Below are 15,457 nucleotides of genomic sequence, written 5' to 3'. Positions count from 1 at the left end.
GTTGACTGGTCCCTTTTTTTATTTTTAAATATAGATAATTTCAGTTTCCAAAACGGTTTTGCCCAATTTTTCCAGAACCGATTTATACCCATCGATTTGGGTTTGGTGTTTTTCCTTTTCGGCTCCCGTCTTGAAATCCAGGATAATGTATCCGTTTTCGGTTTCAATCATTCGGTCTGGACGGACGGTTTTCGATTCGCCATGCTCTGAAATCATAATGTCTTTTTCGTTGATAATGGTTTGATTTTCAAGAAAGTATTTTGAATATTTTTGATCATGAATGATGCTGAAAATTCTTTCCGAAATCTCATCTTTTTCTTCTGTAGTAATGCTTCCCTCTAAAAGATAGGATTTCAAAACCCTTTCCACATCTTTTCCCGAATTGATTTTGGACAAAATTTCATGGGTAAAAATTCCGATTCTTACTTTTTCCACGCGGTTTTGATAGCTTTTTGACGGAGTTGCGATCTTTATAGATTCAGGATTGGAATTTCGGTGCGGTTGATAATCAATGGATTCTGTTTCAGGTTTTGACTTTTTTTCCGTGGATTGTTTTTGCAGAATCTCCTCAGAAACCTCGTAGAGATCAAAGGACGAAACTTCTTCACCCGATTCATTTCTGGGAATTTTCTGTTCCAGGAATTCGAAGATTTCCAGATTATTTTTTGTCTTGTTTGGTTTTTCAATATAAAGGAAAAGCTGTTCCACCGCTCTGGTTGTCGCCACATATTGCAGACAGAATCGGTCAATCCTGTTCTGATAGCTGTTTTTCTGATTGAAACTTGCCATTTCCTGGTCGTAGTTTTCCAGTGCTTTTTCAAAACCGTTGATGTTCACAGAGTTCAAGCCGATTTCAGAATCTACAGGAAGCCAACTGGTGAAATTTCCGTCTTTATTCTCGTTTTCCATCGGCAAGAAAACCACCGGAAATTCCAGACCTTTTGCTTTGTGGATGGTCATGATCTGAATGGCATCCACATTGTCTGAAGCTTGAATTGTGGTTTCATTTGCTTCCTCATCCCAATATTGAAGGAAGTTTTTGAGGGTGGAACCGGCATTTTGAGAATAGACAAAAACCATTTCCAGATAGTTGAGCAGGAAATCGGTTTCTTTATCTTTCACCATGAATTCGGACAGAAAATGTTCGATGAAATTATACAGATTGAGCTGCAGCAAATTTTGGGTGTTCAGGTTCAGTGCATATTTCTCCCTCATAAAATGCTCCATTTCGGATTTGCTGCCTAATTTCAGCAATTCCAGCATTTCGGCCGAAAAATCTCCGGTGGTGATCCTGCCCAAAACTTTGAGGTGATACAGCATTTTTACCAGGAACTGATGGTTTTTCGGATTATCTTCCCATCGGAGAAATTCCGTCAAAGCCAATAATGTGGAGGATAAATTCAAGGTTAAACCTGATTCCGAAATCGTTTTCACGTGGGTTTCCTCACCGTTATAGAGCACTTTCAAATTTCCCAAAAGTTTTGAAAAACTGAAAATATCAAAATTTCCGCGGCAAAGAATCGCGATGTCAGAAAACCTGAACCCATTGTCCAGACAATGTTGAATGTCTTGCTGCATTTTCTCTGACACTTCTGTGTAGTAAGTTTGCTTGTTTGCATTTTCCACCAAATTCACGCGAACTCTGCCTTCAAATTTGGATTGGGCATTTTGAAAAGAACCTTCACCGAAGATTTGTTCATGTTCCGGCATCGTAAATCCGGCCATGAACCGGTAAAGATGATTGTTAAAATCTACGATATTTTTCGCACTGCGATAATTGTATTTCAAATGCTCTAGTTCTGCGAAGGTCTGAGTTTTCTCATTTTTATTGATGATGTCGAGCATCAGTTGGGAATCGCCGCCTCGGAATCGGTAGATGCTCTGTTTCGGATCGCCAACCAAAGTAAAACTCATATTTTCCTGTGAAATAGCGTGGTCTCTCAATGGGAGAAAGTTTTGCCACTGAATGGAGGAGGTATCCTGAAATTCATCGAAAAAATAATGGGAGAATTTGGTTCCCACTTTTTCGTAAATGAATGATGAGGGTTCTTCGCGTAGATTCTCATGAATCAAAACATTGAATTTTGAAAGCAAAACCAAGTCGTTTTCTTCTTCAATTTCAGCGAGTTTGTCCTGAATATCTTTATTGACCTTCAAAGGCAAAATCGCACCGAGGATTTTCTCTTTCTTCTTTTGACGGATATAATTTCCGATGATTTTTTGACGGTGGTCAATGAGGTTTTCAAGGATTTCCAGAATTTCCGGCTGTCTGTTTTTGGATTTTGATGCGGCACCTTTTCGGTAATTTTCCTGTGCAGTAGTTTCATCATCGGGAAATGGGAATTTCGCTTTACGGAGATAATGGTCCAGGACGTTTTCAAAGAATTTACCGAGGGTTCCGCCACTTGCCCTTGAAAAATCATCGGCCTGTAGATTTTTTTTCCTCAGCATGTCCAGAGTTTCCTTTGCTGTTTTTATGGAATCTTCCTTCAAATTTTGTATTTCTTCGCGAAGTGTTTTCTTCGATTTTTCATAGACTTCCCAATCAAAGTCCTTGTTTTTCGCCAGTTCGAAAAAATGCTTGTCCTGAACATATTCTTTCGCTGATTTATACAGCGTTTTATTGAGGCTTATGCGTTCTTCATTATCTAAATTATAGTTCATGAAATCCATGAAAGTCTCAGAAATTTTGTGGTCTGTTCCAATTTCTTCCAGCATCTTATCCACTGCTTCCATCAGAAATGGTTCCGGATTGATTTCCAGGTTGAAATTCTGCGCTAAACCCAGCTCATGTGTGAAACTTCTTACCAATCTGGAATTGAACTTGTCAATGGTTCCGATATTCAATGTGGAGTAGTGGTGCAGAATGTAATCCAGAAGACTTTTTGACCTTTCATGAAGTTCTTGCAGACTGACTTTTACATTTTGTTTGGCAAGTTTTTCTTGAATATGAGCTAAATCCCGGTTTGTTTCAAAATCATCCTTGATGAAATTTTTTAACCATTCAATAATCCGGTGTTTCATTTCGTTCGCCGCCTTATTGGTAAAGGTTAATGCCAAAATATTTCTTATTTTATCGGGTTGCGCCGGGTATTTGAGACAAATCGCAAGGAGATTTAAAACCAGGTTATAGGTTTTTCCCGAACCTGCAGAAGCGTTGATGACGGTGTAGTTTTTTATCATGGTTCTTTTATAGACTTTAAAAATAATGAAAAATTTGCCATTTCCGAAAAAAACCTTATTTTTGCAATCCAAAATGAGATGTAAAATATGTTAATTATCCCAGTAAAAGATGGCGAAGCTATCGACAGAGCACTAAAAAAATACAAAAGAAAATTTGACAAGACAGGAGTTGTCAGAGCTTTGAGAAGCAGACAGCAATTCAATAAGCCTTCTGTAATTAAAAGACAGGCGAACTTGAAAGCGGCTCACAAACAGAGAAATCTGAGCAAAGAGGAGCAGGCTTAAGTCAAAGTTTTCTTCAGAACATACTGAAATCACTTTTCGAATAGTTATATTTGAAGAGTGATTTTTTTTGTTTCTATAAATAAATTTTTTGAAGATTGATCTGCGAAAATAAAGTAAGTCTTTTCTCTGTTTTCTACCTCCGATATTTTAGAAAATGATTGAACGATTCTTAGAATACATTAGCGTTGAAAGACGTTACGCTCCGAACACGGTAATCAGTTACCAGAAGGATTTAGCTGATTTTTCCGGATTTCTTTTGGAAACCGAATCCCATCTGGACTTTTGCAAAGTTGATAAGAAGATCATCCGTAATTTCATGGTGGAATTGACGGAGCAAAAAATCTCAAAGCGAAGCATCAACCGAAAGCTTTCATCACTTCGCAGTTTCTTCCTTTTTTTGATGAAATTAGGCGAAATACAGACTTCGCCTTTAGAAAACATAAAATCCCTTAAGTTTTACCCGGAGAAACAAATACCCTTTTCTAAAGAAGAAATGAACGATTTGGAATGGGCGGAGCGGAAAATGGAAGGTAGAGATTTTTTAAAAGAGCTGATCATCGAAACACTCTATCAAACAGGAATGCGGAGAATGGAACTCTGCAATCTACTCTTGGAAAACGTGGATTTTGAACGGGAAGAAATCAAGGTAATCGGGAAAGGAAATAAACAGCGGATTATTCCGTTTTCCAAGCATCTGTCTGATAAATTTCAAAAATATCTTCTTGAAAGAAATCCGCTGAAGGAGAGCGAAATGTATTTTTTTGTGACAAAAAAGGGCAATAAACTCTATGATAAATTTGTGTATTCTGCAGTTAATTCCTATCTTAGTCTTGTAACTTCGAAGGAGAAAAAAAGTCCCCACATTTTGAGGCATAGTTTTGCAACCCATGTTTTGGAAAATGGGGCAGAAATTTCTAAAGTGAAGGAATTGATGGGGCATTCATCGCTTGCCTCAACGCAGGTTTACACGAATGCCAACATTGAGCAATTAAAAAAAGTGTTTAACAGTGCTCATCCGAGAGCAAAAAAAATTTAGATTATGAAAATTAAAGTTCAGTCAATTGGATTGACCCCACATGCGCCACTGGAAGAATATTTGGAAAAAAAATTAAGCAAGCTCGAAACATTTTACGATAAGATCCATGGAATCCAGGTTTTTTTAAAAGTTGAGAATTCTACCGATAAAGAAAATAAAACGGCTGAAATAAAACTGGAAGTTCCAGGAGACGATATCGTGGTAAAAAAGACTTCCGCCTCTTTTGAAGAGAGTATCGATTTATGCGCAGATACAGCTAAAAAGCTGCTAATCAAGAAAAAAGAACTTGCCTGAAAAATAATCTTAAAATTTTTTAAATATTATTTGTAGATTTCAAAAAAACAACCTTATATTTGCACTCGCAAAAACAGATAAGAAGATCTTTTGAAATCTATTTTGCCTCCTTAGCTCAGTTGGCCAGAGCACGTGATTTGTAATCTCGGGGTCGTGGGTTCGAATCCCTCAGGAGGCTCATTTTTTGTAAAATTGGGGAGATTCCAGAGTGGCCAAATGGATCAGACTGTAACTCTGCTGTCTTACGACTTCGCAGGTTCGAATCCTGCTCTCCCCACATTTTATAAAAAAAACATTGCAGGTTTTAATAATTAGTTTTAAATTTGCAAACCGTTTACCAACAAATTTTGTAAACAAAATGCGGAAGTAGCTCAGTTGGTAGAGCGTCAGCCTTCCAAGCTGAATGTCGCGAGTTCGACCCTCGTCTTCCGCTCTAAGAAATCACAACCAGAAGCGGATTGTGATTTTTTTTTAAAACATTGCCGACTTAGCTCAGGGGTAGAGCGCTTCCTTGGTAAGGAAGAGGTCGTGAGTTCAAATCTCATAGTTGGCTCAACTTTAAATCTCTCAATTGATTGGGGGATTTTTTTTGTTTTTAAACATGGGTGGTTTTGGGATGCTCGGATCATGGACAAAACCTGGATCAGCAACATGCCTGTTCACAGCAGATCCAGCGGACTTTTGATGTTCGCCTTGGAAAAAGCTTTCTTGTTGTCTTGCTCCTGCCCGTGATGGAAATATTTCTTTCGAAGCATTGCAGGAGTTCGGCAAAACCGTTAACTTCGCCCGAAGCACGATTCAGAAATTTGTTCATTTTTTGCTCTTCAGTAGATTTTCTTGTAGCCATTTTATGGGTTTTTAAAAGGTTTTTAAAAATAAAGTTAATAAAACGGCGAGGGGATAACCTTCCGGAGGTTTAGTTCAACAGTGTATTTCGATTAGCGGGGTTGAAGTTTACAGCATCAAGATTTTCGCTAATTGTTCTTTTCGTTTTTTTTTATAAAAAGTAGGGATCATAATCCCCGCCAACATAAAAACCCAACCGTTATCTGCAAACAATTCCCACAAACCGTTTAAAAGCAAAAAAAAGTGAATAAAACTTTAATAATTCTCATTTTACTAATTAATTCATTTTGTTATTCGCAGTCGAAAAATGAAGTTTATCCAACAAATATTGATGGTGAAATTGTACATTAATTTGACTCTTTAAATAAAATCAACAGATTAAGCGAAGTTGAGGGAAAATTCTACGCGTTTAATGCTAAAGTTTTGGAAATAAAAAAGACATATGAAAATAGACCCTATTTTCTAATAGAATTTCCGGAAGGACAGCAAATATGGGTTGCTTCATTATTAAAAGCTGAATTAATAAAAAAGAATTCTCAACTAAAAATTTTAGGAATATTAAGTAAAGTGCAGGAGAACGACGAAATTGCAAAAAAACTTAATAATAAGAATTATCATATTTTAATGTTTGCATTTTTGGACGTCATTAGCTTTGAGGCAAAAGCGTTTGAAGGAGCTTTAGAACAAGCTGAACAATGGAGAGATGGACAAATACCAGAAAAATTAGAATAAATTTTGCCTGCAGATCATAACTAAGCCTTCGTCTCGTCGCAGGACATAAGATGAAAGCCAGTAGAACCCTTCATTCGCCGTGGGAAAAACTAAAGTTCCGGTAGCTTTTCAACAGCATAATAATCCTCTTAAGGGGATTTCATTTTTAGCATTTAGAGTTACAAGGCAGTTTTTCAGAAGGACGGCTTTTTTTGTCACGTTTGGTAGCCTTTGGAAATGGTTCCTGTCTGCCGACAGGCAAGTTCTAGGTATTTTCCTGTAAGAAGGGGTGTAGATTTCCCGCTGCTTTTGTAATTGTATTTGCCAGGCTGAAAACAGAATCTTTTATCAGAGAAATCCATACTTTTTGTCCTTTTTTCGGATAGGTTAAAAAAAGTCAAAGAAGATTTTTTCTGTTAAGTATTGCTGAAACAGCTTTCAGGGAATTTGCCGGAATATTATTGATTTTCAGTTATTTGCAAAAGTCATTAAAATTTTAAGAAAAATATTCGGAGGTACTGATAATATGCATATATTTGAGAGTTGTGCGTCATTTTATAAAAATTCGGCCTCGAAACAAATGTTGTCAAAAAATGAAATTTACTCTATTCATATTTTTACTAATTACCGCAATTTCTTGTGGTGTTTGTTTTCCCTCAAATCTTGAATTCAAAAATATTACATACTTTACTCCTGAAGTGTTGCAAAGAATTGACGTAAGTTCTGAATACCGCCAAACAAAGGCTTATGAATCGACGCGCAACTTAAGTAAAGTCATAAATGAACCTTGGACACCGAGCAACATTGTAATAAAATTTCAACCTAATGGTTTTATAATTGCAGATTTATGGTCTTTCAACAATAAAAATCAGCAAGGAATTATTTATTCAAAAAGGGGGAGTTTATTCATAGACAAAATTGGAGCAGACCAAGACAGGTGTAAATTCATTGAAACTTATAAAATTAAACTAGAGAAAAATAAAATCATACTTATTCAATATGGTGGTATAACAAATCAAAAAATGGTCTATGAATACAGTAAAGTTGAATAGTAAAACGCCGCAACACGGTATTTCTATTAGCGGGGTTGAAGTTTACATCATAAAGATTTTCGCTAATTGTTCTTTTTGTTATATTTACAAAAACCAGTTATCATAATCCCCGCCAACAGAAATACCCAAACGTTATCGGCAATGATGCCACAAAAACCGTATAAACAAATGAAAAGATTAATATTACTTCTTCCAATTTTCTTACTTTTTTTAGGTTGTATTGCACTTCCAGGCGAAGCGAATACCGCATTTATTATTAAAAATACTTCTGAAAAACCAATCAATGCAACTATTGGAGTTATAAAATGTTCAACCTCATTTGGTTGCCAAGAATATAAAAACTCTTTTACTTTTAAAGCAAAAGACAGCATGATTGTAAGACAAACAATTTTCAAAAAAGATAGTGAAAAACCTCAATCATGGTTCTCTTCTTTTGAAACATTTCCAACTGACGGAATTGAGTTTAATGACCCGAAAAACGCTGAGAATTGGAAAAAAAGCACCATGGACAAATACCAGATTTACACCTTTACGATTAATAAATAGAATGAAATATTTAACAATTTTATTAATCTTGACTTCTTCAATCTGCTTTTCGCAAGAAAGTATTTTTGATAGATTAACCGCTTTGAACAACAATAACAAAATTTGGTATAACATTGATGGTTACAGTGTGACAAGCGAAATTTTTAATAATTCTTTTGACGAAAAAGGATTAAAAAAAGTTTTGAAAAAACATAATATTTCTGAAGCTGATGTAAAAATCAAAGACAATAAAATAAATTTCAATAATTTATTCGTGTCTAAACAGCAAAAAATTGTTGGAGATATTTACCAAACCAACAACTATTATTTTGTAGAGAATCCAAATAAAACAACAACTGTAATTTGGTTCATAAAAAACGGAAAAACCGATAAAGAGACTGAAGAAGAATTGGTTAACAAAATTTTGGAAAACAACATTCCTGAAGAAAACTTTGTTCCACTAAAAATTAATTCAATAGATTTTGCAGGTCGAAAAATAGAACTCGGAAATAGTTGTTATTGGACATTCTTAAACACCGTTCAATGCCCTTATTTCGGAGAAATGAATTGGTCAATTCATAAAACCTTGCGAGATGCTCAAGAATGTGTTGAAAATCAACTAATTGTAACAAAATCACGAAAAAGCGGAAAGGTTACAAGCGAGGAATTTGTAAATGTAGATTTTGAAGGAGTTCCGACAAAAGCCAAGAAAGTTATCTATGAATTTTCGGGAGTTACTTCTGCTTTAGCAGGAATGTCGGGAGGAAAATCTTTGACAGTTTATTATATCACTGAAAATGTCAGAAACAAAAATGTCAGTTGTGTAATGAGTTTTTGGAACAATGACCAAATAAACCCCGAAACAAAATTACCGCCATTATTGGAACAATTAATGAAACTGAAATAATCACTGCCTACAATAATTAAGCTTTCGTCTCGTCGCAGGACATAAGATGAAAGCCCATTGAACCCTTCAAGCGCCGCAGGAAAAACTACAGCTCCGGTAGCTTTTCAACAAAAGAATAATCCTCTTATGAGGATTTCATTTTTAGCATTTAGAGCTACCAAGCAGTTTTTCAGAAGGACTGCTTTTTTTGTGGCGTTACGTTGCCTTATCTTTTCCTTGACGAAAAAAGAAAGATGGGAATGGTAAAATGAATTCAAAAACAATTCACTAAATTTGGTTTGACTAATGAGCATTTTAATTTTAGAACAATCTGATTATCAATATTAATTGGAAGCGTAAGTCAGAATCTCAAAAAAATATCATTTTGTGAAAATTTATTTAATACTAACATTACTTTTTTCCATATTGCCAAAAGCACAAAATAGTAATGCTGAATTTTTGAGAATTCCAGTTGATAAATTTAAGGGATATGAAAATTGTTGCATAAATCGATGTAACATGTTGATAGGTTTAATTGACCCTATAGAAAATGAATTACGAATTTATGGTTATGAAAATCAGTCAAATGTATTAGCATATAAAGCAGGAATTGTCGCTAAGATAATTAATCATGATAACGACAATTCTAAGTCAATTTTGGTAAAATCAAATGAACTAGTTTTTGTATATAAAAACTTGACTAATCTCCAAATTATTGAAAACGAAAAAATATCCGAAAATCAAATCTTAGGAAAAATCATGACAATTAATTCTGAAAATTATTTAGGATTTGAAATTTGGAATGTAAACTCCGAGAAGTTAAATCCGATTAATTACTTAAAAGATAATCCCTAAAAAGAAATCGTCTAATAACTAAGCTTTCGCCTTATCCGAAGTACACGAAACTGAAGGTTCGCCGTAGGCAAATGAATTACTCATCACCGATTCCAAAGAAAGAAATAAAAAAGAAGAGGTAAAGCCCGTTGAACGGAACTTCCGGTAGCTTTTCAACAAAAGAATAATCCTCTTATGAGGATTTCATTTTTAGGATTTAGAGTTACAAAGCAGTTTTTCAGAAGGACTGCTTTTTTTTTTGGCCCATAACCTTCCCATTCTTGGTAACACTCAAAAGTAGAGTATTTTGGTAATATTCGTCTTGTTGGTTTCGGAAAACTTTGTTGGAATGTGGTACAATCAAAATTTAATTTGGGTACCTTCCTACTCCGACCTGGATTAGATCAGCACATAAAATGACATGAAAATATTTGAACAAAAACAGGTTCGAACACACTGGGACGGGAAATAGGGAAAACAGTATTTATCTGTTTTTGAGGTCATTAAAATCTTAACAGGAAGCAGTGTTCCCAAAAGATATTGGTCTAAACTGAAAAGGAAGCGGACTAAAGAAAGAAGTCAGTTGTACGACAAAATCGTACAACCGAAATCTGAAAATACTGATGGTAAAAAATATGCTGGATAGTGCTTAGATAAGCACGATTTGTCATGAATTATTCAATCTGTTCCATCATCAAAGGCATAACCTTCTAAACAATGGTGATAAAAAAAACGGTCTGCAATTAAGTTTTTTAAGCCATTTTTTTGGCATCCGCTACAAACTGGGCCAAACCTTTGTCGGTCAATGGATGGCTCAATAGGTTCAGGATCGAAGCCAGCGGTGAAGTCACCACGTCTGCGCCGATTTTCGCACAGTTGATGATGTGCATTGGCGAACGGATGGATGCTGCGAGAATTTCGGTATCAAACATATAGTTGTCGAAGATCACCCGGATTTCCTCGATAAGGTTCATTCCGTCCACAGAAATGTCATCTAATCTTCCGAGGAAAGGAGACACGTAATTGGCTCCGGCTTTTGCAGCGATCAAAGCCTGTCCGGCAGAAAAAATCAAAGTACAGTTCGTTCTGATTCCTTTATCTGCAAAGTATTTCAGTGCTTTCACCCCGTCTTTGATCATCGGGATTTTCACCACGATATTCGGGTGGATTGCAGCGAGCTCTTCGCCTTCCTTAATCATCTCGTCATAAGTAGTCCCTAAAACTTCCGCAGAAATATCGCCATCTTCCACGATTTCGCAGATGGTTCTGTAATGGTTCAGAATTGCTTCTTTTCCGCTGATTCCTTCTTTTGCCATCAGTGATGGATTGGTGGTTACGCCATCCAGAATTCCCAGTTCCTGTGCTTCTCTGATTTGGTCAAGGTTGGCCGTGTCAATAAAAAATTTCATATTCTTCTTAATATTTAGTGCAAAGGTAAGGTTTTGGATTCCAATTCGGAATTAATTGGAGGTCAGTTTTAATTTTTGAAACAAAGGTTTTCTGATGTTTTAAGCGGAACGTAATTCCAGGAAGTGAACTGTAAAATGAAATGAAGCGGTATCTTTGCTGAAATTTATTCCGATGAGAAAAATATTTTTACTGGTTTCGCTGTTCTGCTTTTCGGTTTTGCTTTTTAGCCAATCCCGAAAAATCACTTCCGCGGAAATTCGGTGGAAAGCTTATAAAACATTGAAAACCGAATCCATGTCGCATTTCGGGACGGTGAAATTAAAATCAGGAAATCTTACTTTTAATGGGAATGAATTGACCGGTGGCAGTTTTGTCATCGATATGAATACGGTTGATGCAGAAGACATGAACGGAAATCCCAAACAAAAGAAATTTCTGGAAAATCATTTAAAAAGTGATGATTTTTTCGACACCGAAAAATTTCCGGTTGCGGTTTTTCAGATCAAATCAGTGAAGAAGATTCCGGATAAAAACAATCGTTTCCAGATAGGTGGAATCCTTAATATCAAAGGGATTTCCAAAAATATTTTATTCCCGGCAACGGTGGTGGAAAGCAACGGCGCTATCATCATCACTTCTGCACAATTCACCTTTAACCGAAAGCATTTCGGATTGAAATACAATATTTTCGAAGATATGCTGATTTCCGACGAGGTGGAGATGAACGTGAAAATCATGGCGCAATAATGCCGGATTAACCATTCAAATATGGGAGCAGAAAAAATTTCTTTTATTTGTTTTTAAAGATGAAAGTATATGTTATAAGTGGAATGGGAGCGGATTTTAAAGTTTTGGAAAAGCTCCGTTTTCCTGAAAATCTGGAAGTGGTGTTCCTGGATTGGTTGATTCCGGAATATGGAGAAAGTCTGGATCATTACGTCCAAAAAATGGCAGACAGAATTGATGATTCCGAACCGTTTTATTTGTTGGGATATTCTTTTGGCGGAGTGATTGTGCAGGAAATCGACCGGATCAAACCTGCCGAAAAGATCGTGATTCTGGGAAGTATTAAATCTAAAAACGAAATGTCGGGCTTGATTAAATTCGGTGAAATGACCAAGATTTCCCGCTATCTGCCTGAATTTCTTTTTAACGAAAAATCTGCGGTATCCTATTCATTTTTCCGAAAACTGGTGGATCCGAAAAATCCAAAAATAATGGAGTATTTCACCATCAGAAATCCCTATTATTTGAAATGGTGTGTCAATCAGATGTCTGACTGGAAATCCACCGAGATTAATCCAAAAGTCATTCAGGTTCTGGCGGATCACGATATCGTTTTCCCGGCAAAGTATTCAAAACCGGAATACATCGTAAAAAATGCCACGCATCTTTTTCCCGTGACCAAACACAAAGAGGTTTCACGGATTTTAGCCGAGGTTTTCAGTTCGTAAATGTGCGATACGTCATTGTTTCCGAAATCGGCGGTCATTTTTCCGAAAACATCACCCAATAATTTATTTAGGTTTATCTTTGTGAAAACATTAGCATCAGTTTTACATCAATGGAATCCATAAGCGTTTTTGAAATCATCAAAGTAGGAATAGGTCCATCAAGTTCCCACACGATGGGACCGTGGAATGCGGCGGAAAGTTTTTTGAAACAAATCCGGACCGATAATCAGCTGCAGGATGTCAAGGAGGTTTTCGTGGAGTTTTTCGGATCACTTGCAAAAACTGGAATTGGTCATGGAACGGATATCGCGGGAATGCTTGGACTTTCTGGCGAAAATTTCAAAACGATCGACACCACGACGATTCAAGAAAAAATTGAAAAAATAAAATCGTCAAACCAAATTCATTTGGGCGGCGAAAAAATGATTCCTTTCGTTTATGGAAAGCATTTGATTTTAAATAAATCGAAGTCTCTCGACTACCATCCGAATGGGATGATTTTCAAGGCTGTTTTTAAAGATGGTCATGAACTTTCACAGGATTATTACTCTGTTGGAGGCGGGTTTATTGCCACGCAGAATGAAAACTCTATGGAGAATCATTGCATTCGCACCCTTTATCCGTGCCACAATGGTGCCGATGTTTTGAGAAATATGCAGAAATTGGGTCTGGATAAAATCTCAGATTTGATTTTCCTGAATGAAGAATCCTGGCGAACCAGGGAAGAAACCGAAGCGGAAGCGCTCTATATTTGGGATCAAATTAAAGAATGCATCTACAAGGGAATCAACAAAGAAGGAATTCTTCCGGGTGGTTTGAATGTGATCCGGCGTGCAGCAGGTCTGAACAGAAAATTACTCGGTGATAAAGTGTATGGAAACCTTGACGAATGGTTCCGGCTTGTGGTGGACGCCGAAGAATCCTTTACGAATATCACCAAATGGGTTTCCACTTTTGCATTGGCGGTCAATGAGGAAAACGCAAGTTTCGGGAGGATTATCACTGCGCCGACCAATGGTGCGAGTGGCGTGATTCCGGCGGTTTTAATGTATTCCCAGGCTTTTACCGAATTCCAATCCAAAGATGATATCATCAGGTTTATTTTGGTGGCGGGAGAAATTGGGACTTTATTCAAAAAAAATGCGACTATTTCCGCAGCGATGGGCGGTTGTCAGGCTGAAATCGGAGTATCGTCTGCAATGGCTGCAGCAGGTTTGACCGAAATCATGGGCGGAACTCCCGGCCAGGTTCTGATGGCGGCAGAAATTGCCATGGAACACCATCTTGGGATGACCTGTGACCCAATCGGGGGTTTGGTTCAAATTCCTTGCATCGAAAGAAATTCAATGGGAGCCATGAAGGCAATCACCGCGGCAAATATCGCACTGGAAAGTGATCCTGCCAAAGCGAGAGTAACTTTAGACGAAGTCATCCAATCCATGTGGGATACTGCGCAAAGCATGAGTGACCGTTTCAAGGAAACCTCTGAAGGTGGTTTGGCGATTGCCGTGAACGTGCCGGAATGCTGATAAGTCAGGGCGAAGAATCTTAGGCTTTTGGGGTCGATAAGGAGCAATTTAGAATAATGAATTCTGCAGGTTTTAGCGGAGCAATTCCAATTTGCAGGATCAGGCGGCCTGCAGCAATATCAGTTGCAGTCATCGTTTCATTTAAGCCGCATGAAACAAAATAGCCAAATTCTGGTTTTACTCCCATAAAGGCTCCTGATTTCCATAAACCATAAAGGTAATCGCTGGTCATTAATTTTATTTTAGACCAGGTACTGCTTTTATTTTCTTCCATACAGAATTGAGAGAGGGAATTCTGGATTTCTTTTTCGATTTTGTTTGCAAGCCGGCGAACAGAAAGGTATCTCCATTCATTGTCATTTCCAGCCAATGTTCTGCCTCCCCAGATCAGGTTTCCTCTTCCGGTAAAATTACGGATGCAGTTGATGGGTTTTTCCGATGGGTCAAAGATAAATAATTGCTGCTCATTATCAGTTAAAGGTATTTCTGGCCTTATCACTTGATTTAAAGCAACACTTGCAGGGTTTTTCCAAATCCCTCTGTCCACGTCATTTTTTATAATTGCTCCCATTACTGCGCTGCTGGCGGGCAAATTGACGGAAAAATCATCAATTGCCGACTTGTACCTGGAAACCAGGGAATCGGTGAAAGAACTCAAAGGATGAAAAAATCCATTCTTATTGATTTCCACTTCGGAATCGTCATAGCAGTAGCTGAAGGCAGTTTCGAGGTTAGGAAAAAATGAAGCTCCGTATTTCAAGGAATTTGAATCAAGTTTCAACCTATAATCAGAGAGGATGTTTTGATAATCATGCACGGTGGCTTTCGGAAGATCCAAAATTGCGAATCCGCGATGATTTTCACAAAATTCAAGTAATTTTCGCTGTAAGAGATAAAAGTCAGTTTCCGATAGATTTTGACTTTCTGGAACGGCGATCAAAAGGTTTCCGTTTTCGTTTTCCAAAGCGTCAAGACCGATCTTGAAATCGTTCGCTGAGAGCGGTTCGCCAATTTCTTTGAATAGTCCCACTGAAACGATCTTGCAAGAGTTTCCTCCATTTTCAAAGAACAGTTTCACAGAATAATATAAGTTGTGATTTGACTTTTTGCCACAGAAACTCACCTTTAAACCATCCATACCTGAAGCGGAATAATCATGGATGACCAGGTTTTTTTCAGCTTGTGCCTTGCCAAAAAAATTTTCAAATTCTAAAAGGGAATGAATTTCAGTGGGAATATTCTGAATGTTTTGGCTTTTTTCGGTATAACCTAAGAGTACAGCTGTATTTTCTAAAGATCTTACAGTGGGAATCAAATTGTTTTTTACTTCGTCAATGTAAACACCGGGAAAATTCCATTTTGCCATGAGGATTAGTTTTGAGTAAAAATACAATATTTAAACTAATCAAAAT

The 15,457-nt window shown here is 37.0% G+C and carries 15 protein-coding genes and 4 tRNA genes; 15 read left to right on the top strand and 4 right to left on the bottom strand.

The genetic code is table 11. From position 1 onward, the window contains the following. Positions 1 to 24: 24 nt before the first annotated feature. Entirely contained in the window at positions 25 to 3,183 is a 3,159-nt protein-coding gene (locus tag L0951_RS09740; protein ID WP_234111040.1) for a UvrD-helicase domain-containing protein, read from the bottom strand. An 87-nt stretch (positions 3,184 to 3,270) separates the two neighbouring features. Between L0951_RS09740 and rpsU the strand changes: the two genes are divergently transcribed. The 7 genes from rpsU (at position 3,271) to L0951_RS09705 (ending at position 5,351) form a co-directional block, all read left to right on the top strand. Then, entirely contained in the window at positions 3,271 to 3,468 is a 198-nt protein-coding gene (gene rpsU, locus L0951_RS09735; RefSeq protein ID WP_234111039.1) for a 30S ribosomal protein S21, read from the top strand. A 154-nt stretch (positions 3,469 to 3,622) separates the two neighbouring features. After that, positions 3,623 to 4,504 (top strand): tyrosine-type recombinase/integrase, encoded by an 882-nt coding sequence (locus L0951_RS09730; RefSeq protein WP_234111038.1) that lies wholly within the window; start codon positions 3,623 to 3,625, stop codon positions 4,502 to 4,504. Positions 4,505 to 4,507: 3 nt separating this feature from the next. Beyond that, positions 4,508 to 4,798 (top strand): HPF/RaiA family ribosome-associated protein, encoded by a 291-nt coding sequence (locus L0951_RS09725; RefSeq protein ID WP_234111037.1) that lies wholly within the window; start codon positions 4,508 to 4,510, stop codon positions 4,796 to 4,798. A 104-nt stretch (positions 4,799 to 4,902) separates the two neighbouring features. Further along, positions 4,903 to 4,976, top strand: a tRNA-Thr gene (locus L0951_RS09720). Positions 4,977 to 4,992: 16 nt separating this feature from the next. Next, positions 4,993 to 5,075, top strand: a tRNA-Tyr gene (locus L0951_RS09715). Positions 5,076 to 5,158: 83 nt separating this feature from the next. Continuing rightward, positions 5,159 to 5,231: transfer RNA gene (locus L0951_RS09710), tRNA-Gly, on the top strand. Between the two features lie 48 nt (positions 5,232 to 5,279). Beyond that, a tRNA-Thr gene (locus L0951_RS09705) sits at positions 5,280 to 5,351 on the top strand. A gap of 90 nt (positions 5,352 to 5,441) precedes the next feature. Here L0951_RS09705 and L0951_RS09700 read toward each other — a convergent pair. Then, a complete protein-coding gene (locus L0951_RS09700; protein ID WP_234111036.1) occupies positions 5,442 to 5,645 on the bottom strand; it encodes a hypothetical protein in 204 nt (67 codons plus the stop codon). Between the two features lie 422 nt (positions 5,646 to 6,067). Between L0951_RS09700 and L0951_RS09695 the strand changes: the two genes are divergently transcribed. The 5 genes from L0951_RS09695 to L0951_RS09675 all read left to right on the top strand — a co-directional run bounded on the left by L0951_RS09695 (position 6,068) and on the right by L0951_RS09675 (position 9,673). Next, positions 6,068 to 6,376, top strand: coding sequence for a hypothetical protein (locus tag L0951_RS09695; protein WP_234111035.1), 309 nt, complete (start codon positions 6,068 to 6,070; stop codon positions 6,374 to 6,376). Positions 6,377 to 6,948: 572 nt separating this feature from the next. Then, positions 6,949 to 7,407, top strand: a complete 459-nt coding sequence (locus tag L0951_RS09690) for a hypothetical protein (protein WP_234111034.1) — start codon at positions 6,949 to 6,951, stop codon at positions 7,405 to 7,407. 141 nt (positions 7,408 to 7,548) lie between these two features. After that, positions 7,549 to 7,953, top strand: a complete 405-nt coding sequence (locus L0951_RS09685) for a hypothetical protein (protein WP_234111033.1) — start codon at positions 7,549 to 7,551, stop codon at positions 7,951 to 7,953. Between the two features lies 1 nt (position 7,954). Further along, positions 7,955 to 8,839, top strand: coding sequence for a hypothetical protein (locus L0951_RS09680; protein ID WP_234111032.1), 885 nt, complete (start codon positions 7,955 to 7,957; stop codon positions 8,837 to 8,839). 366 nt (positions 8,840 to 9,205) lie between these two features. Continuing rightward, on the top strand, positions 9,206 to 9,673 hold the full coding sequence (locus L0951_RS09675; protein WP_234111031.1) for a hypothetical protein: 468 nt from the start codon (positions 9,206 to 9,208) through the stop codon (positions 9,671 to 9,673). A 731-nt stretch (positions 9,674 to 10,404) separates the two neighbouring features. On the opposite strand, the gene fsa is transcribed toward L0951_RS09675, so the two are convergent. Beyond that, on the bottom strand, positions 10,405 to 11,061 hold the full coding sequence (gene fsa / locus L0951_RS09670; protein WP_234111030.1) for a fructose-6-phosphate aldolase: 657 nt from the start codon (positions 11,059 to 11,061) through the stop codon (positions 10,405 to 10,407). A 172-nt stretch (positions 11,062 to 11,233) separates the two neighbouring features. On the opposite strand from fsa, the gene L0951_RS09665 reads away from it, so the two are divergent. The 3 genes from L0951_RS09665 (at position 11,234) to L0951_RS09655 (ending at position 14,045) form a co-directional block, all read left to right on the top strand. Beyond that, the gene (locus L0951_RS09665) at positions 11,234 to 11,809 is read left to right on the top strand and encodes a YceI family protein (protein ID WP_234111029.1); all 576 of its coding nucleotides are present in this window, start codon (positions 11,234 to 11,236) and stop codon (positions 11,807 to 11,809) included. A 59-nt stretch (positions 11,810 to 11,868) separates the two neighbouring features. After that, the gene (locus tag L0951_RS09660; protein ID WP_234111028.1) at positions 11,869 to 12,516 is read left to right on the top strand and encodes an alpha/beta hydrolase; all 648 of its coding nucleotides are present in this window, start codon (positions 11,869 to 11,871) and stop codon (positions 12,514 to 12,516) included. Positions 12,517 to 12,626: 110 nt separating this feature from the next. After that, on the top strand, positions 12,627 to 14,045 hold the full coding sequence (locus L0951_RS09655) for an L-serine ammonia-lyase (RefSeq protein ID WP_234111027.1): 1,419 nt from the start codon (positions 12,627 to 12,629) through the stop codon (positions 14,043 to 14,045). A gap of 19 nt (positions 14,046 to 14,064) precedes the next feature. Here the strand turns inward: L0951_RS09655 and L0951_RS09650 are convergent, their stop codons facing one another. After that, a complete protein-coding gene (locus tag L0951_RS09650) occupies positions 14,065 to 15,411 on the bottom strand; it encodes a phage tail sheath family protein (RefSeq protein WP_234111026.1) in 1,347 nt (448 codons plus the stop codon). Positions 15,412 to 15,457 lie beyond the last annotated feature (46 nt).

Source organism: Chryseobacterium sp. R2A-55 (assembly GCF_021401085.1).
Classification (GTDB): domain Bacteria; phylum Bacteroidota; class Bacteroidia; order Flavobacteriales; family Weeksellaceae; genus Kaistella.
This window is presented reverse-complemented; position numbering and strand designations above follow the sequence as displayed.